This is a genomic window from Burkholderia sp. MSMB617WGS (genome assembly GCF_001532025.2).
GTDB classification, from domain to species: domain Bacteria; phylum Pseudomonadota; class Gammaproteobacteria; order Burkholderiales; family Burkholderiaceae; genus Burkholderia; species Burkholderia savannae.
Genome location: NZ_CP013457.1, coordinates 923,352 through 948,978, shown reverse-complemented (window position 1 = coordinate 948,978; position 25,627 = coordinate 923,352). Strand labels below are relative to the sequence as shown.

The window sequence follows — 25,627 nt, the reverse complement described above, 5'->3', positions numbered from 1 at the left end:
CGGCGCATCGATGCCCGATGCATGCCGGCGAGCGTTTCGCACGGCAAGCGAAGCGCGCCGTCGAGGCGCGACAGACGGCACCATCGAGCGCGTCGAGGCGCGCGCCGCGCATGCGACGGTCGACATCGGCGCCGTGCGCGTGCATGCCGGCGATCTCGCTTCGGAAGCGTCGCCGCGCGATGCCAGCGCGCTCAACGCGCGACGTTCGAGCAGCACGGCTCGAAAGCGTGCGCCGCTCACGAACCACGGAGTCTTCATGCGACGCGCGAGCGTTCCCACCCTGCTCTTCGCCACCAGCGCCTGCTTCTTTTCGCTGAACGCGTTCAGCGTGCGCGCGAGCTTCGCGGCCTATGCGCTGCTCGCCGTCCTTGCGCTGTTCCGCGCACCGACGCTGTTCGCGCGCCAGCACCGGCTGCCCGCCATCGCCGCGTACTGGATGCTCAGCGTAAGCGCCGCGTTCATCGTGTCCGCGTTCGGCGATTTCTACGCGAACTTCTACGTCAAGTTCGTGCTGATCGAAACCTACATCGCGCTCGCGTTCTGGCTGTTCGCGAGCGGCGTGCTGTCGATGCGCTCGCTCGAGCGGACATGCGAGGCGCTGATCTACGTGCATGCCGCGTTCTTCCTCGTGCAACTCGGCTACTACCTGATCTCCGGCCACTTCATCGACTTCGACAGCTACGTCCGCGAGAGCGATTCCGAAGCGTTATACGCGACGAAGGCGCTGAGCGACAGCCTCATCTCGATCCGCGCGCTCGGCCTCTATTCGGAGCCGTCGTTCTACGCGATGACGGTCGTGCCCGCGGGCGTCGTCCTGCTGCTAGCGAAGCGGCGCATGGCGGCTGCGACGATCGTCGCGTTCGCGACCGCGCTGCTGTCGTTCTCGATCGCGGCGATCATCGTCTGCGCGCTGCTGTTCGGCGTGCACTTCCTCGCCGGACGCTCGTCGATCCGGATCAAGCTCGTGATCGTCGCGGTCGCGCTCGCGATCGCGCCGGCGATGTACGGCGTGTACGACAAGCGCGTGAATCAATCCGCCGACTACGACGCGCTCGGCAGCCGCACGCTCGTGCTGCGCGAGCTGAGCGCGCGAGACGCGCTCGCCGACGCATTCGGCAACGGCCTCTTCTGGGACGAGCGGAACAACGTCGGCAAGACGCACCTGCGCGGCTATCAGGTGCGCGACAGCTCGTTCTACATGTATCTGCTGTTCGCCACCGGCGGCGTCGGCGTCACCGCGTTCTTCGGCGCGCTGTTCATGCTGTTCCGGCGGCGCGGCCGGCGGCGCCTGCTGCTGTATCTGCTGCCGCTCCTTCTGTTCAAGTTCCACGCGCTATACGGCATGCTGTGGCTCACGCTCTTGATGTTCGTCGTCGTCGCCGGACACGCGGGGCATGCCGAGCGCTCGCCCGAGCGTCGCGAACGGCCCGGTACCGGCCGGCTGAGCGCGACCGGCGCGTCGTGCGCCTAGCGTCCGCCGCCGAACGCGTGCCGAAACGCGAAGGAGAATATCGATGTCAATTCATGGGATGCTGGCCTGCCTGTTCTGCGCGTCCGTCGTTGCGTCGTCGGCCCCACAAGTGCCGCCCGCCGCGCCGCCCGGCCGGGTGATCGCGCACAGCGCGGCGGCGACGCACGTGTTCCTCGGCTCGCCGTCGCTCGCGATCCTGCCCGACGGCACCTATGTCGCGTCGCACGACATGTTCGGCCCGTCCGCGCTGCCCGACGAAGTGCACGTGTTCGCGTCGCACGACAGCGGGCAGACCTGGGAAAAGCTGAGCGTCGTGGCCGGCCAATACTGGTCGTCGCTTTTCGTCGTCGGTGGCGCGCTGTACCTGATGGGCACCGATCGCTCGATGGGCACGCCGGTGATTCGCCGCTCGACGGACGGCGGCGCGACGTGGACGACGCCGAACGACGTGCAATCCGGACGCTTCGCGCTCAACGGCCGCTACATCACGGGGGCCGTGCCGGTGCTCGTCGACCGGGGCCGCGTATGGCGCGCGTTCGAAGTCATCGACGGCGGCGACCTGCGTTCGCTCGTGCTATCCGCGCCCGCCGACGGAGATCTGCTCGACACGCGCAACTGGCGCACGCCGAAGCCGCTGCCGTCCGATCATTCGTGGCTCAACAACAACTTTCTGACGTGGGAGGAAGGCAGCGTCGTGTCGACGGGCGAGCGCGATCCGGCGATCGTGTTGCGCGTGAACACGAAGCACGGGCCGGAGAAGGCGGCGCTCGTGCGCGTGCTCGCGGACGGCCGGTCGCTGTCGTTCGATCCGGCGCACGACTTCGTCGATTTTCCGGGCGGCGGCAAGAAATTCACGATCCGATTCGATTCCCGCTCGGGACGCTACTGGTCGCTCGCGAACGCGGTGCCGAACGCCGACGGCAGCGCGAATCTCGAACGCGTGAGAAACACGCTCGCGCTGACGTCGTCGCCCGATCTGCGTCACTGGAGCGTCGAGCGCGTGCTGCTTCAGAGCGTGGATCAGCAGCGGCACGGCTTTCAGTATGCGGATTGGCAATTCGAAGGCGACGACATCGTCGCGGTCGTGCGGATGGCTTTCGACGATAGCGAAGGCGGCGCACGCAATCAGCACGATTCGAACTACGTAACGTTCGTGCGGGTGCGCGATTTCAGGCATGTGGAGGCGGCGAAGCGCATCGAGGCAGATTCGCATTGACGGGCGGCGAGCATCGCACGCGATGCGATTCAACAGCGCGGGATGTACGGCGCGCGGCCGCACGCTGCACGCGCCGACTTCGGCCGATCGCCACCGCGCATTCGATGCCCGCGCATCGATTCGCGGACGGCCCGATCGCGGGCGTGTCGACGTGCGATCGATCGTAACGGCCTTGCACACGATGATCGCCGGACGATCGCACTGGTCCGCGAGAATCGCCGTGCTCGCACGATGCCGGCGGCATCGCTCGCCGCCCGCCTATCGCAACATGCTTTCGAGTTTTCCGCTCGGCCCCGCGAATCCCTGCGACGCGCCGTCAAAGCGCATCCGGACGGAAGCGAGCTCGCGCGGCAGGCGTGCCGAGCGCGGACGCGCTCGCGGCATCTCGACGAAGCCGAGGCGTTCGTACAGTGCGCGGGCGCGCACATTGCTCGTCAACACGTCGAGCACGATCTCCCTGCCGGTTTCCGCGCACAACATCCCGGCCTGCATCGCTTCGTCGAACAGCGCGCTGAACGCACCGCAACCGCGCACGCGCGCGTCGGTCGCGCAATGCGCGATCAGCGTCTGCGTACGCTTCGGCGCAGGCAGCTCACTTTCGAGCACGAGCCCGCGCAGCAGCATCCGGATCGTGCGCGCGAGGCCGAAGAAGCGCAGCAACATCCACGCGACGTGCAGATCGTCCAAGGCTGTCGCGCGTCCGTCGTGCGCGGCGAGCACCGCGTCGATCGCGCCGCTTTCGGCAACCGCGACGCGATGACGCCGCCACGAAAAACGCCCTTGCTTCGACGCGAACGCGAATTCGAGGAATGCGATGCATCGTGCGGGCGGCTCGCCGAGAAAGTAGCCGAATTCCCGCACGCCGGATTCGAACACGAGCGGCGCGCATGCGTGCGCATCGCTCGCGGCGGCCGGGCGAAAGCGCCACGAAGACGAGCGCGATGCGGCCTGGGCCGATGCGCCGTGCTCACCTTCGGCGGGCGAAGTCGCCATCGTCTTCGGCGCCGCCGTCAGCGCGCGAGCCGCACGAGCACCGCGATCGTGCGCTCGATCTGCTCGGGCTCGTGCGTCGAGCAGATGAAAAAGCGCAGGCGCGCGGCCTTCTCTTCGACGGCCGGATAGAAGATCGGCTGCACGTTGATGCCTTCGTCGAAGAGCGCGTTCGCCCATTGCGCGGCCTTCAGCGAGCTGCCGGTGATGACGGGCACGACCGCATAGCCTTCGCTCGTGCCCGTGTTGAGACCGGCGTCGCGCGCCTGCGTGAGGAATTGCAACCCGCGCTCGCGTAACGTCGCGATCCGCTGCGGTTCGGCCTGCAGGCGTTCGAGCGCGGCGAGCGACGCAGCCGCGAGCACGGGCGAGAGCCCGACGCTGTACAGGAAGCCCGGCGCGAGATGGCGCAGGATGTCGATGAGCGGCTGGCAGCCGGCGATGAAGCCGCCGCATCCGGCGAGCACCTTGCTCAGCGTGCCCATCCACAGATCGACGTCGGCGGACGGCACGCCGCAGTGCTCGCGGATGCCCTTGCCTTGCTTGCCGAGCACGCCGAGCGAGTGCGCCTCGTCGACCATCAGGAACGCGCCGTAGCGCTGCTTGATCTCGACGAAGCGCGCGAGGTCCGGCAGATCGCCGTCCATGCTGTAGAGCCCTTCGATCGCGACCAGCACGTGCCGATATTCGCGGCGCACGCGCGCGAGGAGCGCGTCGAGCGCGCGCCAGTCGTTGTGCGGAAAGCTCAGGCGCTTCGCGCCGCTCAGCTGCGCACCCTGCACGATGCTGTTGTGCGCGAGCGCGTCGTGCACGACGAGATCGCCCGGCCCGAACAGCGAGCCGATCACGGTCACGTTCGTCGCATGGCCACTCACGAATGCGACACAGTCGTCGGTTTCGTAGAACGACGCGAGGCCGCGCTCGAGCTCGCGCTGCACGGGCCGCTCGCCCGCGACCATCCGGCTCGCCGACGCGGACGTGCCGTAGCGGTCGATCGCATCCTTCGCGCGCGCCGACACGACGGGGTCGCCCGCAAGGCCGAGGTAGTTGTAGTTCGCATAGTTCAGGTATTCGCGGCCGCCGATGTGCGTCGTCGCGCCGGCGACGCCCTCGTGCACGCGAAAGAACGGCGACTCGACGCGCAGCTTCTCGCCCATCTCGCGGATGATCTTGACCTGCTGGTATTGCGGCATCGCCTCGAACCAGCTGCGCGCCGATGCGGTCTGCGCAGCCGGCGTGCCCGGCACGCCGGGCACCGCGGCGGCATCGGTCGCGCGCTCCAGTTGCCGTTTCAGCGCTTTCGCCGCCAATTGCTGGCGAAGATGCTCTCCCAGTGCCATTGCTTCCTTCGCTGTATATCGAAAACTCGCTATGTTACGCCGTGCATTTTGAAAAAGCGCGGTATCAGGTCTCGGAAAAGTCGGCCCACTGCCACGCACCGGGCTCGGTCAGCAGTGCGTCGACGAGCCGGAAATTCATCTCGTGGCTCGGCCGCAACGCGCTCACGCGCGCCAGCAAGGGTGCGCCGGCCAGTGCGAGATCGCCGACCAGGTCAAGCACGCGGTGCCGGACGAACTCCTCCGGCAGCCGCATCCCGCCCAGCACGCGCTTGCCGACGATGGACGCGGTACACGACGGCCGCGCCCCGCGCAGGATCGGCACCCCGCGCAGATAGCCGGCGATGACCGCGGGGACCGCCCACTTCACGCGACCGTACGAGCGCGACGGCGCGATTTCGGTCGCGAATGCGGCCGGCGTCAGCGCACCGTTCCAGTGCATGTCGCCGAAGCCGCGCAGGTCGTTGCGCACGCTCAGTTCGTAACGCAGCGCCGGTTCGATCCGCATTTCGCGCCGCTGGTCACCCTCGCCGTCCGTGACGACGACAGGTCGCAGCACGCGGATGAAACGTTTCGGCGCATCGAGCGCGACGCGGCCGCACGTGCTGATCGCGTCCACCCAGGGCGTTGCGCTGCCGTCGAGAATCGGCACTTCCTCCGCGTCGAGTTCGACGATCGCGTAATCGATCTCGCACGCGAGCAGCGACGCGAGCAGATGCTCGACGGTGCGAACGCCGACGCCGTCGGCATTGCGCAGCATCGTGCAGAGCGGCTGCGCACAGCGCAGCGCGGGATCGACCGGCAGCGTCGCTAGCGTGCGCCCCTGCTCGACGCGACGGAACGCGATGCCCGTCACGCCGTCTTCCGGACGCGCGGGCAGTATCCGCACGCCGACCCGGCGCCCCGTGTGCAGCCCGTGACCATCAATCGTCAGCGGGCGTGCCAGCGTGCCCTGACTCGTCGCCCAGCCGGTCGGTGCGCTCATCGCGCGACCTCCAGCCTCGGCGACGCCTGGCCCGCAACGGGCACCGGCCGGGTGTCGAGCATCGCGCGCGCTTCGCCGTCGATCGCATGCTTCGCGGCGAGCGCAGCGACTGCCTCGTGCGCGGCATCGATCGCGGAGCCAGCGCCGGCATCCGCCGACGCGCCGATCGAATCGACGATACGCCCGGCCAGCGTCGTCACGGACGCGCCCTCGGCAATCGCCATCACCGACAGCTTGACCTCGAACGCTTCCTCGACCGCGAGGCCGAGCTCCATCCCCATCAGCGAATCCATGCCCATGTCGAGCACCGACTTGTCGAGCGCGATGCGATCGGGCGTCATGTGCAGAATCCGCGCGATCTGCGCCTGCAGCGTCCCGGCAACCAGCGCGATCGCTTCGTCGCGCGGCAGCGCGAGCACCTCTTCGCGCAGCTGCGTGCCGCCGTCGCGCGCATCGCCGCCGTTCGCGTGCGATTGCAGCAGCGAATATCGGCGCGCCTTCGCGGCCGGCATCCCGCGCGCAACGGCGTGCCAGTCGAGCCGGACCACCGCTTCGCCGGCCGCGCCCGCGACCAGCGCGCGCTCGAGCGCGATCATCGCCTCGCCGGACGTGATCGATGCGCCGCCGATCCGCGACTGCAGCGCCTCGCGCGTATCCGCATGGCGCGCGAGGAAGCCAACGTCCTCGAGCGGCCCCCATGCCATGAACGTGCCGGGCAATCCTGCCGCACGGCGATGTTCGACGAGCGCCTCGAGGAAGCTGTTGGCCGCGACATAGTTCGATTGCCCCGGATTGCCGAGATAGGTCGTCGCCGACGAATAGACCACGAACAGGTCGAGCGACAGCGAGCGCGTCGCGCGATGCAGGTTCCACGCGCCTGCCACCTTCGGTGCGAGCACTGCGGCCATGCGCGCGTCGTCGAGATTGCGCACGAGGCCGTCATCGATCGACATCGCGGAATGCAGCACGCCCTTGAGCGGGATGTCGCGCCGGACGATCGCGGCCATCATCGCATCGACCGCCGCCGCGTCGGTCACATCGCACGACACGACGTCAACCGAGACGCCGAGCGTCGCTCGCCAGCGCTCGACTTCGTCGCGCGCCGCGACGGCGAGTTCGCCGGAACGGCTCGCCAGCGTCAAACGGCGTGCGCCGCGCTCGACCATCCAGCGCGCGCTCGCGAAACCGAGCCCGCCCGTGCCGCCGACCACCAGGTACGCGCCATGCGGATCGAGCACGAGCGAATCCTCGCGCGCGGCCCCGCGCGTCGGTGCCGGCGTGCCGGACGGATAGGTCACGAGCACCTTGCCGATCTGGCGCGCCTGCTGCATGCAGCGAAACGCGTCCTCGGCCCGTTCGGCGGGAAACGCGCGATACGGCAGCGGATGCAGCACGCCTGCCGCGAACAGCGCCATCACGTCGCCGAACAGGCGCGCGGTCAGCTCCGGCAGCGCGCCCATCAACTGGTCGGCATCGATGCCGAAATAGCTGATGTTGTTGCGAAACGGCCGCAACCCGATATGACTGTTTTCGTAGAAATCGCGCTTGCCGAGTTCGAGGAAACGACCGAACGGACGCAGCGTATCGATACTGCGCACCATCGCCTCGCCGGCGAGCGAATTCAGCACGATGTCGATGCCCTCACCGCCCGTCATCGCGCGAATCTCGTCCGCGAACGCCAGGCTGCGCGAATCGAGTACGTGGTCGGCACCGAGCAGGCGCACGAACTCGCGCTTCTCGTCGCTACCGGCCGTCGCGAACACTTCCGCGCCGAAGTGGCGCGCGAGTTGAATCGCGGCGATCCCGACGCCGCCCGCGCCGCCATGTACGAGCACGCGCTCGCCGCGGCGCAGCCGCGCGAGTTCGACGAGCGCGTAGTACGCGGTGAAGAACGTGGTCGACACGGTCGCCGCTTCCTCAAACGACAGGCGCTCTGGTTTCAGCGCGATCGCTTGCGCGCGCGTCCTGACACGCGTCGCGAACGAGGCCGGCGCAAACCCGAGAATCGCGTCGCCCGGCGTGAACTCCGTCACGGCGCTGCCCACCCGCACGACGCGGCCGGACAGTTCCATGCCGATCGTCGCGCCCGCAAAGCCGGTCTCGACCGCCTCATCGGACAAAAGCCCCATCGCATACATCACGTCGCGAAAATTCAGGCCCGTTGCAACGGGCTCGATTTCCACCTCGTCCGCACCCAGCACGCTTTCGGCCAACGCGAACCATTCGAGATTGCGCAACGAGCCCGGTGCGTCGAACGCGAGCACGGCCGCGCGCGCGATCGCGCCATCGTTGCGCGCTGCGGCTTGCGCGGCCGTCAGCATGCGCGGCACCAGCCGCCCGTGCGCGCCGAGGACGACTTCTTCCTCGAGCGCGGCGCCGGTCAGCTCGCGAATCAGTGCTTCGGGAATCCGGACCGCCGCGCAATCGACGTCGATCAGGCGGCACGCGAGTTCGGGATGCTCGTTCGCCAGAACGCGGCCAAGGCCCCACAACGTCGCCTGTTCCGGATGCGCATGCGTGGTCCCGGCGAACGGCGCGCCGCCGCGCGTGACGATGGTCAGCCGCGTGGCCGCGTTCGGCTGCGCGCCAAGCGCGCGAACCAATGCCGCCACCGCGATCACGCCATTGCGCTGCGCGGCCATCAGGTCGTCACCCGTCGCCGCTTCGGCGAGTGGCGTTTCCGGCGCACAGAACACGACATGCACCGGCTGCCCGGCCGGCAACGACGCGATCGCATCGGCCGCATGCGTGATATCCACGATATCGGCCGGATGCCCCGCATGCGCCAGCGCATCGGCCAGCCGCGAGCCGAAACTGTCGACGCCGTCCGGTGCGTGCAGCACGAGCCATTGCTCGCTGCGTGCGAGCGTATCGAGATCGCGCGAATCGCCGCCGCTTTGCGCGGCAACGGTGCTTGCAGGGTTGCGCGCGATGACGAACGTCGGCGTGCCGTCCAGATCGAGCGACTGCTCGACGTGCCGCACGACGTCGACGTAGCCCGCGCGCGCGAGCACCGCATCGAGATCCGCCGGCGCCAACGGTGCGGGCGCATCGGTTTCGGTCGACGGCGCCTGCGTACCGAACACGATGTCGGAAAAGCGGCCGCGGCGCGACTCGGCAAGCAGCAGCAATCCACCCGGGGCCAGCCACGACCGCATCGCGTTCAGCGCGTCGGCCACGTCCTGACGGCCGCTCAACGCGCGATTCGCGACGATCAGATCGTAGGACCCGGCTTCGTCGGCCGCCAGCGACAGCCGTTCGCCCGGCTGCAGCGCAATCGTCCTCACCGCCGCTTCCGCATCCGTGTCGAACCCGGCCAGTTGACCGGCTGTCGCGGCGATCGTGTGTTCGCATCGCACGGCCGCGAGATGCATGCCGAGCGTCTGCAGCACATCGCCGTCCGTCGCGCCCAGTTCGAGTACGCGCAGCCGGCGCGCCGGCTGCCATGCGTCGACCGCCTGCTCGACGCTTGCCGTCAGCAGCGCGTGCACGTGTTGCCAGGTCGGTGATGCCGCGAGGAGTTGCTCGACCAGGCTGTGCCCGGTCGGCGACAGCACACGTGCGCCGTCCTCCGCGCCGCTCAGCACGCCGGGCAACGCCGCGCCGCAATGCGCGAGCAGCGTGAGCTCGGCCACGTGCCCCGGCGACTCGACCAGCAGCCCGCGCCACAATTCGTCGAGCGGCGGCAGCGCTGCGCATGCTGCGTCGTCGCGCACAAGATGATCGCCGTCACGATGTGCAAGACCGTCCTCGACAAGCATGTCTGCAAGACGCGCGGCCAGCGCCGCACACCCGAGCGCCGGCCGCCACGTGCCGGCGAATGCGCCGAGCGCGTCAAATGCCTGGAGCACGTAGAGGCTCGCCAGCACGTCGAGCAGCGGCAGGATTTCGGTCAAATGCCGCGTACGACGCCCGTCGTGTCCGGCATCGAGCCGCGCGACGGCTTGCGCGAGCAGCGCGTCGGGCGCCGGCAAACCGGCTGCGTCGACATCGCCCGGCAGCGGCACTTCTTCGAGACGGTAGACGAAGCGCGCGGGCAGGTTCTGCCGGCGGCCGACGAGATCGACGCGCCGGAACCGGCAAGCACCGAGCCGCGCGACGATCGCGCCCTGCGCGTCGAGGAATTCAAAATGCGCGACGATCGAATGCGGGCTGCGCCGGTCGATCCGCACGAGCACGCGTGCGACCGTATCGCCACGCAGATAGTCGACCCGGCCGATCTGCACCGGCACGTAAGCCGGATGCTCGCCGTCGCGCGCGTGCGCGGCAAGCAACGCGAATAGCGGATGGAACCCGCTGTCCATCAGCGCAGGATGCAGCAGATAGGCGGACAGCGCGCGCGCATCACCGCATGCGGCCGGCGCGGCGACGTCGGCGAGCGCCGCGTCGTCGCCTTCGGCGACCCGCACTGTGCGAACCCAGCGGAACGCCGGCCCGTAGCCGAGGCCGATCGCCGCCGTGTTCGCGTACAACGTGTCGCCGTTGGCGGGCGGCAGTGCGAGCAGACGCTCGAGCGTGTCGGACGACACGACGCTCGCGGCGTCGAGCGCGTTGCCGCTCTCCAGCATCCGCCCTGTCACGTTCAGCGTCCATGCGCCGTCGGACATCCGGTCGCGCGTCTCGATCGTGAAGATCGCGGTGCGCGGCTCGATCACGAGCCGGAACAGCTTCGCCTGCTGCGGCTGGAAGACGACCGGCGTGCGAATCTCGACGTTTTCGAGCGCCGCATCCAGCGTATCGAAGAAGGTGCGCGCCGCGGCGAGCGCCATTTCCACGTATCCGGCACCCGGGAATGCCACGCCTCCATCAACGACGTGATCGGCCAACATCGGCAGCTTCGCCGGATCGAGCTGGTTTTCCCACGCGAACGCGTGTTCGTGCAGGCGATAGCCAAGCAGCGGATGCTCGCGGCGGCGGTTGACGAGACCGTAGCCTTCGACGGTCGGCATCAGCCAGAAGCGGTCGCGCTGCCACGGATAGGACGGCAAGGCAGCACGCGACGCGCCCGGCGCAAAGCGGTCGGGATCGACGCTCGCACCATGCGCGATCGCCGCGAGGATCGCTTGCCGCAGCGTCGCCGCGCTGCCGTGATCGCGCTTGAGCGTCGGCAGCGCGATTCCGCTCGCGCCGGCGGCCGCGAACGCCTGCTTCACGTAGGTGCGCAGGATCGAATGCGGCGAGACCTCGACGAATAGCCGCACACCCTGTTCGATCAGGTGCGCGATACCGTCGCCGAAGCGCACGGGCTCACGGATATTGCGCCACCAGTAGCGCGCATCGAGTTCGTTGCCGGCGAGCGCGCCGCCGGTCACGGTCGACACGAACGCGCCGTTGCCCGGTTGCGGCCGCAGGCTGGCCAGTTCGGTCAGCACGACCGGCTCGATGCGATCCATGTGGCTGCTGTGAAACGCATAGTCGAGATCGAGCATCTGGAAGAACTTGCCGCTACCGCGCAGCGCGGCTTCCAGCGCCTGCAAGCCTTGCAGTTCGCCCGCGAGCGTCACCGCGTCGGGGCTGTTGATGCCCGCGATCTCGACGCGTTGCGCCAGCCCATGTCGCGCGATCAGCTCGCGCGCCGCAGGCTCGCCGATGCCGACGGCCGCCATCCTGCCGCTGCCGCGCGTGATCGACTGTGCGCGGCTGCGGATCTTGATCACGCGAACCGCGTCGGCAAGCGAAAGCGCACCAGTCACCCATGCTGCGGCAATCTCGCCGACGCTATGGCCGATTGCTGCGTCGTAGCGCATGCCTCGTGCGTCGATTACGTGCATCAGGCCGACCTGGATCGCGAACAGCAGCGGCTGAGCGTTCTCTGTTGCGGCGAACCATTCAGCGCCTGCGCCATTCAGCCGTTCTGCGCCCGGGCCGCCGCGCATCACATCGACCAGCGACGGGCTGCCGTCGGCACACCACAGTGCATCGACTTCGTCGAGTGCCGCACGGAAGACGGCGTTCTCGGCATACAGTGCGTCGCCCATCCCGACCCACTGGCAACCGTTGCCCGAGAAGACAAGCGCCGTGCGCAGCGCGTCAGCGGGTGCCTGGCCGGTTGCCACGCTGGACGGCAACCCTTCCGGCGACTGATGTGCCAGCGCCGCGAGCGCGGCGCGACCTTCGGCCACGTCGAGCGGTGCGACGATCGCGCGATGCTCGAGCCATTGGCGACGACGCGCCGCTGCCGCGGCAAGCGCCTGCCAGTCGCCGCCGTTCTCGAGCGCTGCCAGATAGCGGTTCGCGAGCGCGGCGAGCGCCTTCGCGCTACGCGCGGTCAGCACGAGCGGAGACAGCACGTGAGCTGCTTCCGCCGCAGTCGTCGACACCTCGTTCGCAACCTCCGCTGACACCGGCGCCTCGGTCAACACGACGTGCGCGTTAGTTCCACCGAAACCGAACGAGTTGACGCCGACGGTCAGGGGCGCGTCGCCGGCTTCGAGCGGCGTATAGCGATCGACGACACGCAGACGCCCGCCGTCGAAATCGATAGCCGGATTGGGAGTGACGAAATGCAGCGAGCGCGGCACCGCGCGATGCTTAAGGCACAGCACGGCTTTCAGCAGGCCGGCCATTCCGGATGCCGTCTCGAGGTGGCCAATGTTGGTCTTCACCGAGCCGATGAGCAACGGACGGTCCGCCGGGCGTGCACCCGACACGACGTCGATCAACGCGCGCGCCTCGATCGGGTCGCCGACTGCTGTGCCCGTGCCATGCGCTTCCAGGTAGGCGAGAGACTGCGGATCGACACCCGCGCGCGCGTAGACGCTGCGCAGCAGCGACGCTTGTGCCGCCGCGCCCGGCACGCTGATGCCGCCTGGCGAGTGGCCGACCGAATTCACGCCGGAGCCTGCGATCACCGCATGGATCGTGTCGCCGTCGGCAATCGCGCGATCGAGCGGCTTGAGCAGCACGAACGCACCGCCTTCCGAGCGAACGTAGCCGTCGCCGGTCGCATCGAACGCGCGGCAGCGGCCGCGCGGCGACAGCATCGACGCCTTGGAGAAGCTGACGAAGCCGAATGGGTGCAGCAGCAAGTTGACGCCGCCAGCGAGTGCCATTTCTGCTTCGCCCGACTGCAGCGCCTGGACGGCCTGATGAAGTGCGACGAGCGACGACGAGCAAGCCGTGTCGACAGACATGCTTGGGCCACGCAGGTCGAACAGGTAGGACACGCGGTTCGACGCGATGCTTAGCGTGTTGCCGGTCGCCGAATACGGATCGATCACGTTCAGATCGTCCATGCTGCGGTTGCCGTAGTCGGTACTCGCGACGCCGACATAGACGCCGCAGTTGCTGCCGCGCATGTCGGCCGGGCGCACGCCCGCATCCTCGAACGATTCCCACGCGAGTTCGAGCAGCAGGCGCTGCTGCGGGTCCATTTGGGTCGCTTCGCGCGGGGAAATGCCGAAGAACGCCGCGTCGAAGCCGGCGACGTTGTCGAGGACGCCGGCCGAGAATGTGTAGCTCTTGCCCGGTTCGCGTTTGGACGGGTGCTGGTAGAAATCGGTGCCGAAGCGCTCAGCGGGGATCTCGGTCACTGCGTCGCGTTCGTCGCGCAGGAGTTGCCAGAAGTCGCCAAGATTGTTTGCGCTCCCGGGAAACCGACAAGCTATCCCAATTATTGCAATCTTACTGTTCATCTTTATGTCGCTTTCTCGGATGCGAACGGCTCTTCCGTACGATTCCCGCTCTCTTGTATCACACGCAGCAGTACCGCCCCCAACCCCTCGGCAGCCAAATGCCGGCGTTTCGCGGCAACCGTGCCGTAATTTCGCCAAATGAAGTAATCGCTGCGTTGCGGAGTCACGCCCATCCTATGGAAAACATGAGGCAGAGCGGGAACGTGATCGCCGTAAAAACAAACGACCGTTTCACGATTGCTGGTGCGCAAATAATCGATCAGGCGCCCGATCATTGCGTCCGCATTTTCGACGTGCCGCAGATATGCAGTCAGATCGCGCCACGATGCATCCTCGCCGAGAGTATGCCGCGAAGACGATTCGCCGGGCAAAACCTGTTCCAGATGCAGCGGGCCGTGGTTCTCCATTGTCATCGCGAATACGAAGCGCGGGCGCTCGCCGCCCTTCGCCGCCTTGAGTTCCGCAATGATCGACTCGGACACTGCGGCGTCCGCCACGTACGGGCCTGCACGGGACGCCGACGCAAAGTGGCGGATATCGAGAAAGCGCGCAAAGCCGAGCAACGGAAATACCCGGTTCCGCCCGAAGAAATCTGCGTAATAGGGATGAATCGCGACTGTATCGTAGCCGCAACGGTCGAACCAGGATGCCAGTGACGCCATCTTGCTTCTTACGAATGCGTAAGGATAAAAGCGTGCATACCCGAGCGAAAAGGACTCCGTGCCCGTCAGCACCGCGAATTCCGTTCGCATGGTGTTGGCCCCCCAGGCCGGCACCGTCATCTCGCCATGCCATACGGCCTCGCGACATGCGTCGTCGAAACGCGCGAAGAGGCTCGGCTCGACCGCTTCACCGAGCCGGCGCGCATCGAAGAACGATTCGCTCTGGATCATGATCACGTCAGGGCGTCGCGTCGGCTCGCCGGTCGTGAACGGCCCCGCCGCCATGACCTCACGGAACCGCCGAAACGTGGCGGGACGCAAACCGTTAAGCAGATAGGCAACGAACACGGCAAAAAAGCCGCATCGATGCTGATCCGCATCGGGATCGAGCGTGAGCGGCACGCGTGCGGCCACGTTCACGGCAAGCATGAACAACAGGACCACCGCGAGCCAGGCCAGCGCGCGGGAACTGGAGAGCACTGGCCGCTCGACGATAAAGCCTGCGACCACAAGCACGATGCCGGCACCGATCGCGACGACCTTGCCGACGCTCAGGAACGGCAAGTAAAGACGAGGATGCGAAAACAACTGGCTAAACAGGCTCAGATCGGTGAAGACGAACGGCTCGCGCAGCGACTCGTACTTCGCATTGCTAACCGCGGCGACGAGACCGACGAGCGCGAGCGACGCGCAGGCCGAAAACAGAGGCCGCGACGTGACGGCGAACACCAAGTCGAGCAGAAAGACTACGGAAAGAATGTGGAGCACTGACGACAGCAGCGGCCTTCGGAGCGGTGCGCGCGGGACAGCGATCGCATCGACCGCGAACGACAATGCGACGGTGGCCGCCAGCATCACGGCAAGACGCGCGCTCAATTGGCCGGGTCCTTTGGCGGCAGATAGGACAAACGGTCAAGGATCGCGTCGGCGAGCGCGGCCGGCAACAGCGACAGCAGCCGCATGCCGAACGCGAGCAATCCGGGAAATGCGATCTCGCTTCGGCCCGCATCGAGCCGTCGGCGGATGTATGCGGCCGAACGCTCGGCACTCCAGAGGAACGGTTTATCGCCGGGGAACACGTCACTCATCGCGGTCTTCACAAAGCCGGGCAGGATGACCGTGACGCCCACGCCGTCGCGCGCCAGCAGCGGGCGTACGGAATCGCCATAGGCCTTGATCGCGGTCTTGCTCGCGCAATACGCCGGCGAGATCGCCATGCCGCGCAATGCAGCGATCGAACTGACCATCGCGATACGGCCGCGTCTGCGCTCGCGCATCCGGTCAATGACGGGCAGGACTGTATTCAGCGTCCCGTAAAGATTGGTGTCGATAACGCGCGCCGTACGCTCGAGCCCCTCCCAGTCGGAAGCCGACGCGATCGTACTGGCGATGCCAGCGTTTGCGATCAGCAGGTCGATCGAATGTCGAGAGTCGAAATCGTCCAGCCAAGCGGCAATGGCCGCCGCGTCTCGCACGTCAATCGCCCCTGTCTCTACCGTAGCACCGCGCGCACGGCAGGCTGCCGCGGTCGCGGCGATCCGCTCGCGATCGCGACCGACAAGACCCAGCATGATGCCCGGTTGTGCATAGGTAAGCGCCACGGCCCGGCCGAGGCCGGCGCTGGCGCCCGTGATGACGATGTGGATAGGCCCGCGGCTACGCATCCGCGCGATCCAAGCGGTCGACAGCGCCCTTCACCGCCATCGCAATGCCTGTGTGCGTATAAAAATCACCGTTGATTTGCGTGTGGTGCATCGCATAGTCGAGAAAGGCGTGGTGAAGAACCATATTGGGAGGCTCGCCGTTGCCCCAGAAGTCGTCCAGCCCTCCCTGCCAAGTCAGGCCGCGCATATTATATATGGCCGTACCGGGCGCAATTAACAAGATCTAACAAAATGAGTGGCGAGGGCGGTTAACCCGGCGCACGCTCTGTAAGCCTCTTCGTTGTTTCGCTGACGAGGGGGGTATGGCAAAACCGTTACTCGATGACGAATTGTGGCCACTCATCCAACCGCTGCTGCCATCACCGAAGCCACGCCACACGCGATACCCGGGGCGCAAGCCGTTCGACGATAGCGCCGTGCTCACCGGCATCCTGTTCATGCTGCAATCCGGCATTCCCTGGGAGATGCTTCCGCAGGAAATGGGATGCGGCTCGGGCATGAGTTGCTGGCGCAGACTGCGCGACTGGCAACAGGCAACAGGCAAGCGCCTGGGACCGGCTGCACGAAGTGCTGCTGGTGAAACTTCGAGCGGCCGATCGCATCGACTGGTCGCGCGTGGTCATCGTTTCATCCTCCGTTTGTACGGGGGGATCAGGTCAAACAGGACCCAATCCCACCGATCGGGCGCGACCCGGTTCAAAGCACCACCTCGTTACCGCAGCGCAGGGCATCCCGCTCGCGCTGATTCTCACGGGCGCCAACCGCAACGACGTCACTCAACTGCTGCCTCTGATCGGGGCCATTCCGCCCATTCGCGGCAAGCGTGGACGGCCGCTATCAAAGCCCGTCGTCGTGCAAGCCTATCGCGGCCACGACCACGACAAATATCGCAAACCTCTGCGCGCTGCCGGTATCGCTACTCAGATCGCTCGCCGTGGAAAGCCTCACGGCAGCGGCCTTGGCAAGACTCGCCGGGTCGTCGAGCGTACCTTCGCATGGATACACAATTTCAGGCGACTGCGCATCCGGTTCAAACGCCTCGCGGCGATCCACGAAGCGTTCGTGAACATCGCCGCCTGTATCACTTGCTGGCGACACCGTCACAAATCATTCTGTTAGAACTTCTAAATGGCGCTCATGGTGCAGTGCGGACAAGCCGACCGTGCTGTTGGCCACCACCACGCCGCGCGCGAATGCAAGCAGTGTCGGCAGATGGCCGGAGTCAATAAAGCGCAAGCACCCGCCAATACCGACTGCGTGCGCGAGCGACATCGCGAAGCGCCTATACTCGATCAATCCTGTGTCGAGCGGATGATTCTTGATCACCAGCGTGGCGCCTTGCGATGCATGCTTCGCGAACGACCAGATCCCCCGGTCGATGGCATCGCGCACGCCGCCGAAGGGCGAATGTACGATGATCCGCACATCGGAATTCAGTTGCAGCGGAAAGAGATAGTACGGCCATCCGCCGTCGAGCAGTTCCCGCGTGACCACCTTGGCCTGACGGTGATACCAGCGCCACCGCGAGAAACGCAGCAAAATGCGGGCGACGGGTAAGAGCAAGGATGACGCAGGCGACGAATAACACGCTTGCGGTGTGCAACGCCAAGGAGGGACGGCGAACGGCTACACGGGGAAGTGCATTCGTATCTGCAGCAAATGACAGGGTAATGGCAAAGACGAACGTGATCGGCATCGATGACGCCACGCTATCGCTCCTCGCGGGGCAAATAGGACAATCGACCGAGGATCGCATCTGCAATCACCGCAGGCAACAGTGGGAGCAGCCGCATGCCCAGCGCGAGCAGGCCGGGGAATGCAATTTCAGCACGCCGGGCGGCAATCCCGCGCTGTATGTACTGCGCAGCCCTGTCGGACGACCACAGGAGAGGCTTGTCTCCCGGGAAAACGTCGCTCATCGCGGTCTTGACAAAGCCAGGCAAAACGACGAACAGACGAATATCGTCGCGTTTCAGCACCGGGCGCACCGAGTCGCCCCATGCCTTCAAGGCAGCCTTGCTCGCGCAATAGGCGGGTGAAATCGCCATGCCTCGCAGCGCCGCGAGCGAACTGATCAGCGCGACCTGGCCGCTACCACGCGTGCGCATCCGATCGATGATCGGCAGTACGGCGTTCATCGCGCCGTAGAAATTCGTATCGACAATTGCTGCGGTGCATTCGCGCGTCTCCCAGCCGCCGCTATGCGTGAGCGTACTGGCCGCGCCGGCATTAGCGATCAACAGGTCGATCGGGTGCGCGTCGTCGAACTGTTCAAGCCACCGCCGCATCCCATCGGCGTCCCGGACATCAATGGTTGCGACGAAAACCGTAGCGCCGCGGGCACGGCAATCGGCTGCGCTCTCCTCAAGGCGCACCGCGTTACGTCCGCCGAGGCTCAGCACCACCCCGGATCGTGCGTAAGCTCGGGCCAGCGCGCGCCCGAGACCGGCGCTAGCCCCCGTGATCGCGATATGCCGCGGCCAGGCACTGTCGCTCACGACAGCGCCTCGAGCCGGCCCACAGCGCCGGCGACGCTCATCTCTATACCCGTACGCGTATAGAAATCGCCGTTGATCTGCGTATGGTGCATCACGTAGTCGAGAAAAGCGTGATAGAGATTCATGTCCGGGCTACCAGCCTCCGTCCAAAAGTCCGCCAGGCTGCCCTGCCAAGTCAGCCCCGGCATCGAATAGATCGCGGTGCCCAACGCAACGAGCGGACGTCGATGGTGGAGGGCGGACAAACCGACCGTGCTGTTTATCACGACCACGCCACAACAATGATCGAGCAATGTCGGCAAGTGGCCTGCATCGATGAAGGCCATCCTCTTCTCGATACCTAACTCAGTGGCAAGTGCCGTTGCAAATTGACGGTAGCCGATCAGACCGGTGTCCAACGGATGATTCTTGATGACAAGCCAACTGTCGTCGGGCGCATTTTCGGCGAATGAGTGTAAAACAATCGCAATCGCGTCGCAAATACCGCCAAAAGGGGAATGATCGACGATCTGGGAGTCGGAATTGAGCTGCAGCGGAAACAGATAGTATCTGCGTTTTCGCTCCAGCAGATCGCGGGCGACGTTCTCGGCCTCCTTATCGCGCACACGTTGTTGAATGGCGCGATACGCTAGGCCCGCGTATTCCTGAAAACCGTTTCTGGGACGGTGAGATTTGTAATGTGGGAAACGATGCGCGTACAGCGCGTTGGCCATGCGGTACCTGATATCGTGACAGACGCGCTCGTAAAGATTGTAGCCGGTAGGTTTCCCAGGTACTACGGGTGGGATATGCTGGCGTGCGTCGAGATAGTAGGCAGGTTCTCGCGGCAACAACGATCGTCCATTGACACCGTGCCCTTCCATCGTGATCCAGTGCGGTCGAACATAACCCTCTTCGAATACGTGAACACGCACACCCGACGCGCGAGCGATCTCATGCATCGGCCGGTGAACCGCGCGACAGTCTCCAAACAGAAGTACATCCGTCACTCCATTAGTCACAATGGCATCGCGATACCACGCAACGAGACCTTCGGGTTCGTCGCGATAGTTCCAAGCGCTTTCCGAACCTTGATACGCTAGATCTCCGCCGCAAAAATTCACACGCCGAACCTGGTGACCTCGCTGGCCGAGACCAGCAGCGAGTCGACCAAAAAAAGGGGAGGCCGTGCCTTGCAGGGCAAGGAAGAAGCGGGACATACAATTCTTATCTAATTGAGTTATGAAGGCCCAACGCGCTCGAACAAGTTGCAACCAAAATAGCAACACTCACCTTACGGCTCGACACCCACGCCCTTTTTCTAACACCCTGACCTACAACAGCACGACGTCAGTGAAGACACATACCCCGCTCGGTTGCGCGAACGCATGTGCATGCGTCACCTGCACGAACAGCACATGGCGTTACTCAATGCAAATTTGGGCGACGCGTACGTGGAACACCTGACATTGACCATGCCAAGCCCCTCAGAACGATCCTGCTTCCGGTCCGGGGCCCGTCAGAAAACGAATGACGTCGCGCGGATTGCGGACGACGGCGTTTGCCGTTGTTGCCACACGCGATGCGTCCTGCTCACATACGAGGAGAGTCGTCCCGACGCCGGCTGTCAACCCGGCCTGAATATCGGACTCCTTATCCCCGACAAGTAACGACGCCCCCAGATCGAGATCGAAATCACGCTGCGCCGCCAGGATCATCCCTGGATTCGGCTTCCTGAACCGGGACTCGACCTTATACCGGCCAATGCCGTGCTCGGGATGCGTCGGACAAAAGTACACGCCGTCGATCGGTGCATCTTCGGTCGCAAAGACCCCTTTCATCCAGTCGGACAAGCGAAAAAAATCATCTTCCGAATAGTAGCCGCGCCCGATCCCCGCTTGGTTTGTCACCACGATGCTCAAGTACCCTAACGCCTTGGCGGCTCTGGCAAGCTCGAAAATTCCGTCCAGAAAGACAAATTTCTCGATCTCAAAAACATAGCCGTCGTCGCGATTGATGACGCCATCGCGATCCAGGAACAACGCGCGATTCTTCACTTGCAGATTCCAGAAAGCTCATCTTGAGCGCGGTAAAAGTCCTCGGGGATCCCGATATCGATAAACTGCCCGCGCGTCACGAAAACATCGAACCTGCGAGACTGGACAGCGGATGACATGAAATCGGCCTCGAACGAAAACTTCTCCGCCGTCTCGCCAGCAAGAATGTCCTTCGGCAGAACATAGCAACCTGCATTAATCAAGCCCGGTCCCGGAGTTCCTTTTTCGGCGAAACCGGTCACCCGACCGTCATCGACGACGAGCCTGCCGTATCGCCCCGTATCCGGCACCTGCCGAGCAACGATCGTCGGGAACCCACCGCTTTGCCAACCGGCCTCCAACTCGTCAACTTCGAGATCCAGGTACGTATCACCGTTGAACACGAACGCGTGGTCGCCCTCGCAGTACGGCAACGTTGCCTTCAGTGCGCCTCCAGTACCCAACGGATTGCTCTCGACCGAATACGCGAGGTCGATTCCGGCAAAGCGGTCGCCGAAATGGCCTACGATTTTCTCAGCCATGAAACCAACGGAGAGGACCACCCGAGAAAACCTTTTCTCGCTCAAACGCGCCAAGAGAATTTCAAGAAATGGCCTGCCGGCAATAGGCGCCATCGGCTTAGGAACGTCGGAAACAACCGTGCGCAAGCGCGTACCCCTCCCCCCAGCCAAGATGATCGCTTCCCTCATTTCACTGCTTCCCGAAAATGGAGTTCTCTACCAGCCCGCAAACGATATGCCCGAGAACCAGGTGCCCCTCCTGGATCTTTGGGGTATCCGGCGACGGGACTTCGAGCAGCAAGTCGCACAGCTCACGCATTTCTCCACCGCGATTGCCGGTGAAGCCAACGCACGTCATCCCTTTTGCCTTTGCTTCCCGAAGAGCCGCCAGTATGTTCGGCGACTTTCCAGACGTCGAATAACCGATCAGGACATCGCCCTTGTTACCGAGTGCCTGGACCTGACGGGAAAACAGCTTCTCATAGCCATAATCGTTACCGATCGCAGTGAGAATGGACGTGTCCGTCGTCAACGCCACTGCTGGAAGCCCGGGGCGATCAAAAGCAAACCGGCTAACAAACTCCCCTGCAATATGCTGGGCATCAGCAGCACTTCCGCCGTTACCGGCGAGCAACACCTTGCCACCTCGAGAGAGGGATGCAATGCAGGTATCGGCAACTTTCTGAACCGTCGCAAGCAACTGGTCGTCTGCAAGCATCGCAGCCATCACCCGCTGGGCCTCGGCAATGCTGTCCGTGATGTACGTCAATTCGCGATTCTCCATGCCTGCGTCCCGTTCTTCGTAAAGTGGCAGTTGCTAACTTGTCCGTCGTATTGGCCAAGCGTCCTGATCAGATCCATGCGCTTTTCAGTTGGTACGAAAAACAGCATGAAACCGCCGCCGCCCGCACCCGAAACCTTTCCCGCCTGAGCACCGGAACGGATTGCCGCGTCGTAAATCTCGTCGATATGTGCGTTGGAAACGGTTCGCGCCGAATTCTTCTTGTTGTCCCAACCTAGGCGCATCGAGGCGACAAAGGCCTTGAAATCGCCCTTCAGCAATGCCTCTTTCATGACCAGCGCCTCGCGCTTGATACCGTGCATCGCCTCGATCGCCGCGGTCTTCTGCGACACCACATTGTCGCTCTGGTCCTGAATGATTTTTGCCGACTCGCGAGACACGCCCGTGTAAAAAAGGACCAGCGAGGCCTCGAGTTCACAAAGAATCCAGTTCTTGATTCGCAACGGATTCACGATCGTACGTTCTTCCTCATAGAACTCCATGAAATTGAAGCCCCCGAACGTCGCCGAATATTGGTCCTGACGTCCTCCAGCCAACCCGCAATCGACGCGTTCGATCCGATAAGCCAGTTGCGCAATGGCGTAGTCATCCAGCGGCAAATTCAGCAACTCGACAAACGCCTTGATCATCACGACGACCAGCGTAGACGACGAACCCAACCCAGAACCTGCGGGAGCATCACAGAACGTACTAAGTTCAAGCGGAATCGGCTTGCCGTGGTTGTAGTTCCGGATCATGTAGGTGTACACCGCCTTATGCAGGTCCAGCGTACCGTTCAGCTCCAGCGGCTCAGAAATGAGCTTGTGTTTTTCTACCCGCTGATCCGTCGAGACGAACCGCACGGCCGGTATCGTGAGCGTCTTGATCACCGCGTATGCGTAGCGATCAATGGTCGCGTTCAGGACATAACCCCCGAAAGTATCGGCGTAGGGAGCTACGTCGGTCCCCCCTCCCGCCAGGCCCAACCGCAGCGGGGCCCGTGCGCGAATGATTGTCGGATTCATCGATCGTCTATGTTTCTATCGGGTCAAGAATTTCTCGCCAGCGGAAATCCTGGCGCGCCAGTAATTCAGCAGATCCTCCATGGTCTTCTCGAACGGAATCTCAGGCTTCCAACCGGTGACGGCCTCGAATTTCTGCGTGTTCGGGACTTGCAAATCTGCATCGATCGGGCGCAGCCGCTCCGGATCCGTTTCGACTCGGATGACGTCCTTGGAAGTCGACATGGAGACCAGCGTATCGAGCATCTGGCCAACCGTGCAGGAATACGTGCCGCCAATGTTGTAATAGGCACCCGGGGTCGGGTTGATCGTCACGAGCATGAAATACGCCCGTACCGCATCTCGTACGTCGGCAAACGTCCGCAGCGAGTCGAGATTGCCCGTCTTCACGACCGGCGGAATCAGCCCACGTTCGATCATGGCGATCTGCTTGGCAAACGTCGATTCGGCAAACACGTCGCCACGACGCGGGCCGGTATGCGTGAACATCCGCGTGGTCATCACGGTCATGTTGTACGCTTCGGCGTAGTACCGACCGATCAGGTCCGTACCCACCTTAGAGATTGCATACGGCGATGCCGGGTGGAACGTGCACTCCTCATCGATCGGCAACTTTTCGCGCGGCACCCGCCCGAACACTTCCGACGACGCGCAAACATGCGTGACGGCATCGATGTTGTTCTTGCGCAGCGCTTCCAGCACGTTGGCCGTCCCCTGAACGTTCGTCTCCAGCGTGTCGAGCGGCGAGTCGAAGCTGGTCTTCGGGTAGCTTTGCGCAGCCAGGTGGAATACGTAATCGGGCGTCGACTGCTTGACCGCTTCGTGGATAGAAAGGTAATCGCGCAAATCGCCGTACACCAGCCGGATCCTGTTCTTTTCGTTGATACGCGGAAGCAGGTGAGAAACGTTGTCGAGAGGGCTACGCCAGCGGCACAGACCGTAGATTTCCCAATCCGTATTCTCCAACAGAAAGTCGGCCAGATGCGACCCCACCATCCCCGTAATGCCCGTAATCAAAACACGCTTTGCCATATCGCACCGCTAATTAGAAAATTCAAGATTAATCGCTTCACCGAGATTGCGAGGGCGCCGCCCCAGCAGTCTCTCGAAACGCGCAGAACTTACATTAATGATACGAGGTCGATTTACGAAGAAATCGTCCTCGGGTTCGCTGAACTCATAATCCAGCCCCGGCACTGCCAGATTTCTGATCTTTTCGACGAAATCCTCACGAGCAACCAGCTCCGGCCCGACGAAATTGATAACTCGCTCGTCGAGCGCATCCCAGCGCTCGATCAGGGAAACGACCCCCTCCACGACGTCGCTCAAGTACACGACGCAGCGTGAAAAAGGCTTGAATATGTCAGCTCGTTTCCCTTCCTTCGCACAGCCGAGCAGGTACTGCGTAAATCGGTCACGAAGTGAGAAAACGTAGGAAAGTCGAATCACCTTAACGGCCGGATTCTCACCAAGCTCCACCTCCACCTGGCGCTTCATCGCACCATAAGCACCGGCCGGCGCCAGTTCCGCCTCCTCATCCAGCGACTGCTCGCTTGCCCCGTAAACCGTATCGCTGGAGAAAAAGATGACGCGCGCGCCTCGAGCCACTACGCCGTGAATCAGCCTCAAGGTTCCCGTCACATTCACCTGGAATGCCGTCTCATAGTCCTTTGCACAAGCGTCCGGAGACGATATAGCCGCAGCGACTGCGACAACATCCCCCGCACTCACTTGTTCGTATGGAAAAGCCTCGGCGCGGGCTAACGAGAAAACAATGTCGGCGCCATCCCGCGTCGAAGTTCCCAGCGTTCTCCAGCGCCGGCTGCATGCATCGCGCAATGCCTTACCGATGTACCCCGTGCTGCCCACCAGGAATACCTTCATGATTCAAAAGCCCTGCGCAACGCCGTCCGGACCCATCGACGATTTGCAGCAACACGATCAAAGAACGCAGAAACGTCGGCCTTAGACGAGCGCCCAAACCACTCGAACTGCTCCAATAGATACGGTTCGTAAGCCTTCTTCTTGTAAAGCACCTGATACTCATTCATTCTGTTCGATTCTGAAAAATCGAAGCAATCTCGATATATCGGATACAAGGACATCTTGGTTACATCCAAAGGATCGATATTCTGATCAAAGTTAATATCCGAATAGGTATAACCGACCGCCAGCATGCATCGCGCTGCAATTTCGCGCATCAATGTCGCGGTCGGATGATTCATCGTGTAAAACAGTCGCTTTTTACGGCAGTTAGCCAGAATGAAATCGGTGATAGAAATATCGAGCTGCTTCCCACCATCGTTTTCACCGACTTCTCGCGACTTCAGCTCGTCGGCGCACCAGCTTTCGATCTCGTCGATATCGATGCGTAGAGACGCGCCAATCTCCTCCAAGTGCCGGAGGTAGGTATCCCTGTCAACATCCATGACGACAGCCCCCGCAATCAAGGCATCAACATAACCTTCCGGATGTGGCGGCAGGCCGTATGGTGAATTAACGGTAGGATGATAGCCTTCCCAATGCATATATTGCACCGACAAGGCGATACTATCCGGCGATATACTATTTCTGAGAAATACCGACGAGAACTTCTCTCCTCGATACCCGTCCGAAACAGGTTGATAAAGAAATAGATCGAGCTTCGGTATCGTTTCCGCAAGATGGTGATCGATTTGCTCTTCGCTGGCGACAAAGCACGGTTCCATCTCCACCAGTTCCCAGTCGCGGGCGAATTCCGGACAACTGTTCAGCATCTTGGCTAACGCCGGTGCCTGACACGAGCCATACACGGAATATTTCTTTCGTTGTGCCATCAACCGATCTCCGTA

At 63.7% G+C, this 25,627-nt stretch carries 17 protein-coding genes and 4 pseudogenes; 3 read left to right on the top strand and 18 right to left on the bottom strand.

What is annotated here, in order from left to right; translation table 11 throughout:
- The first annotated feature begins 256 nt into the window (after window positions 1-256).
- Together WT60_RS04745 and WT60_RS04740 are read left to right on the top strand one after the other, a co-directional pair.
- Window positions 257-1,471, top strand: a complete 1,215-nt coding sequence (locus WT60_RS04745; RefSeq protein WP_059671298.1) for a hypothetical protein — start codon at window positions 257-259, stop codon at window positions 1,469-1,471.
- 58 nt (window positions 1,472-1,529) lie between these two features.
- Entirely contained in the window at window positions 1,530-2,687 is a 1,158-nt protein-coding gene (locus WT60_RS04740; RefSeq protein ID WP_186448580.1) for a sialidase family protein, read from the top strand.
- Window positions 2,688-2,945: 258 nt separating this feature from the next.
- Here WT60_RS04740 and WT60_RS04735 read toward each other — a convergent pair whose 3' ends face one another.
- The 7 genes and pseudogenes from WT60_RS04735 to WT60_RS04705 form a co-directional block, all read right to left on the bottom strand.
- Entirely contained in the window at window positions 2,946-3,680 is a 735-nt protein-coding gene (locus tag WT60_RS04735; RefSeq protein ID WP_060355514.1) for a GNAT family N-acetyltransferase, read from the bottom strand.
- Window positions 3,681-3,697: 17 nt separating this feature from the next.
- Window positions 3,698-5,017, bottom strand: coding sequence for an aminotransferase class I/II-fold pyridoxal phosphate-dependent enzyme (locus WT60_RS04730; RefSeq protein ID WP_060355513.1), 1,320 nt, complete (start codon window positions 5,015-5,017; stop codon window positions 3,698-3,700).
- Window positions 5,018-5,081: 64 nt separating this feature from the next.
- Window positions 5,082-5,999 (bottom strand): UDP-3-O-acyl N-acetylglycosamine deacetylase, encoded by a 918-nt coding sequence (locus WT60_RS04725; protein WP_060355512.1) that lies wholly within the window; start codon window positions 5,997-5,999, stop codon window positions 5,082-5,084.
- On the bottom strand, window positions 5,996-13,633 hold the full coding sequence (locus WT60_RS04720) for a type I polyketide synthase (RefSeq protein WP_060355511.1): 7,638 nt from the start codon (window positions 13,631-13,633) through the stop codon (window positions 5,996-5,998). The genes WT60_RS04725 and WT60_RS04720 overlap by 4 nt, the downstream gene beginning before the upstream one ends.
- 2 nt (window positions 13,634-13,635) lie before the next feature.
- A complete protein-coding gene (locus WT60_RS04715) occupies window positions 13,636-15,150 on the bottom strand; it encodes an LTA synthase family protein (protein WP_060355510.1) in 1,515 nt (504 codons plus the stop codon).
- 17 nt (window positions 15,151-15,167) lie between these two features.
- Window positions 15,168-15,959, bottom strand: coding sequence for an SDR family NAD(P)-dependent oxidoreductase (locus tag WT60_RS04710; protein ID WP_060355509.1), 792 nt, complete (start codon window positions 15,957-15,959; stop codon window positions 15,168-15,170).
- Window positions 15,952-16,176, bottom strand: a pseudogene (locus WT60_RS04705) (capsular biosynthesis protein); the annotation flags it as partial. The pseudogene WT60_RS04705 and the gene WT60_RS04710, both read right to left, overlap by 8 nt.
- Before the next feature lie 85 nt (window positions 16,177-16,261).
- Here WT60_RS04705 and WT60_RS04700 point away from each other — a divergent pair.
- A pseudogene (locus tag WT60_RS04700) lies at window positions 16,262-17,078 on the top strand (IS5 family transposase).
- 6 nt (window positions 17,079-17,084) lie between these two features.
- Here the strand turns inward: WT60_RS04700 and WT60_RS04695 are convergent.
- The 11 genes and pseudogenes from WT60_RS04695 to WT60_RS04645 all read right to left on the bottom strand — a co-directional run.
- Window positions 17,085-17,462: pseudogene (locus tag WT60_RS04695) on the bottom strand (capsular biosynthesis protein); the annotation flags it as partial.
- Window positions 17,458-17,667, bottom strand: a pseudogene (locus tag WT60_RS04690) (LTA synthase family protein); the annotation flags it as partial. The pseudogenes WT60_RS04695 and WT60_RS04690, both read right to left, overlap by 5 nt.
- Before the next feature lies 1 nt (window position 17,668).
- Window positions 17,669-18,457: an SDR family NAD(P)-dependent oxidoreductase gene (locus WT60_RS04685; protein WP_060355506.1), complete on the bottom strand. Its 789-nt coding sequence runs from the start codon at window positions 18,455-18,457 to the stop codon at window positions 17,669-17,671.
- Entirely contained in the window at window positions 18,454-19,656 is a 1,203-nt protein-coding gene (locus WT60_RS04680; protein ID WP_060355505.1) for a capsular biosynthesis protein, read from the bottom strand. Before WT60_RS04680 ends, WT60_RS04685 begins: the two co-directional genes overlap by 4 nt.
- 267 nt (window positions 19,657-19,923) lie before the next feature.
- Window positions 19,924-20,493, bottom strand: coding sequence for a D-glycero-alpha-D-manno-heptose-1,7-bisphosphate 7-phosphatase (gene gmhB, locus WT60_RS04675; RefSeq protein WP_060355504.1), 570 nt, complete (start codon window positions 20,491-20,493; stop codon window positions 19,924-19,926).
- Window positions 20,490-21,182 (bottom strand): nucleotidyltransferase family protein, encoded by a 693-nt coding sequence (locus WT60_RS04670; RefSeq protein WP_060355503.1) that lies wholly within the window; start codon window positions 21,180-21,182, stop codon window positions 20,490-20,492. Before WT60_RS04670 ends, gmhB begins: the two co-directional genes overlap by 4 nt.
- A 1-nt stretch (window position 21,183) precedes the next feature.
- Window positions 21,184-21,777: a D-sedoheptulose 7-phosphate isomerase gene (locus WT60_RS04665; RefSeq protein WP_082759253.1), complete on the bottom strand. Its 594-nt coding sequence runs from the start codon at window positions 21,775-21,777 to the stop codon at window positions 21,184-21,186.
- Window positions 21,759-22,799 (bottom strand): dehydrogenase, encoded by a 1,041-nt coding sequence (locus tag WT60_RS04660; protein WP_060355501.1) that lies wholly within the window; start codon window positions 22,797-22,799, stop codon window positions 21,759-21,761. The genes WT60_RS04665 and WT60_RS04660 overlap by 19 nt, the downstream gene beginning before the upstream one ends.
- 15 nt (window positions 22,800-22,814) lie before the next feature.
- Window positions 22,815-23,828 (bottom strand): GDP-mannose 4,6-dehydratase, encoded by a 1,014-nt coding sequence (locus tag WT60_RS04655; protein ID WP_060355500.1) that lies wholly within the window; start codon window positions 23,826-23,828, stop codon window positions 22,815-22,817.
- A gap of 9 nt (window positions 23,829-23,837) precedes the next feature.
- Window positions 23,838-24,680 (bottom strand): sugar nucleotide-binding protein, encoded by an 843-nt coding sequence (locus tag WT60_RS04650; RefSeq protein ID WP_060355499.1) that lies wholly within the window; start codon window positions 24,678-24,680, stop codon window positions 23,838-23,840.
- Window positions 24,677-25,612 carry a WcbI family polysaccharide biosynthesis putative acetyltransferase gene (locus tag WT60_RS04645; protein WP_186448565.1) on the bottom strand — a complete coding sequence of 312 codons (936 nt, stop codon included), beginning with the start codon at window positions 25,610-25,612 and terminating at the stop codon, window positions 24,677-24,679. The genes WT60_RS04650 and WT60_RS04645 overlap by 4 nt, the downstream gene beginning before the upstream one ends.
- Window positions 25,613-25,627: the final 15 nt, after the last annotated feature.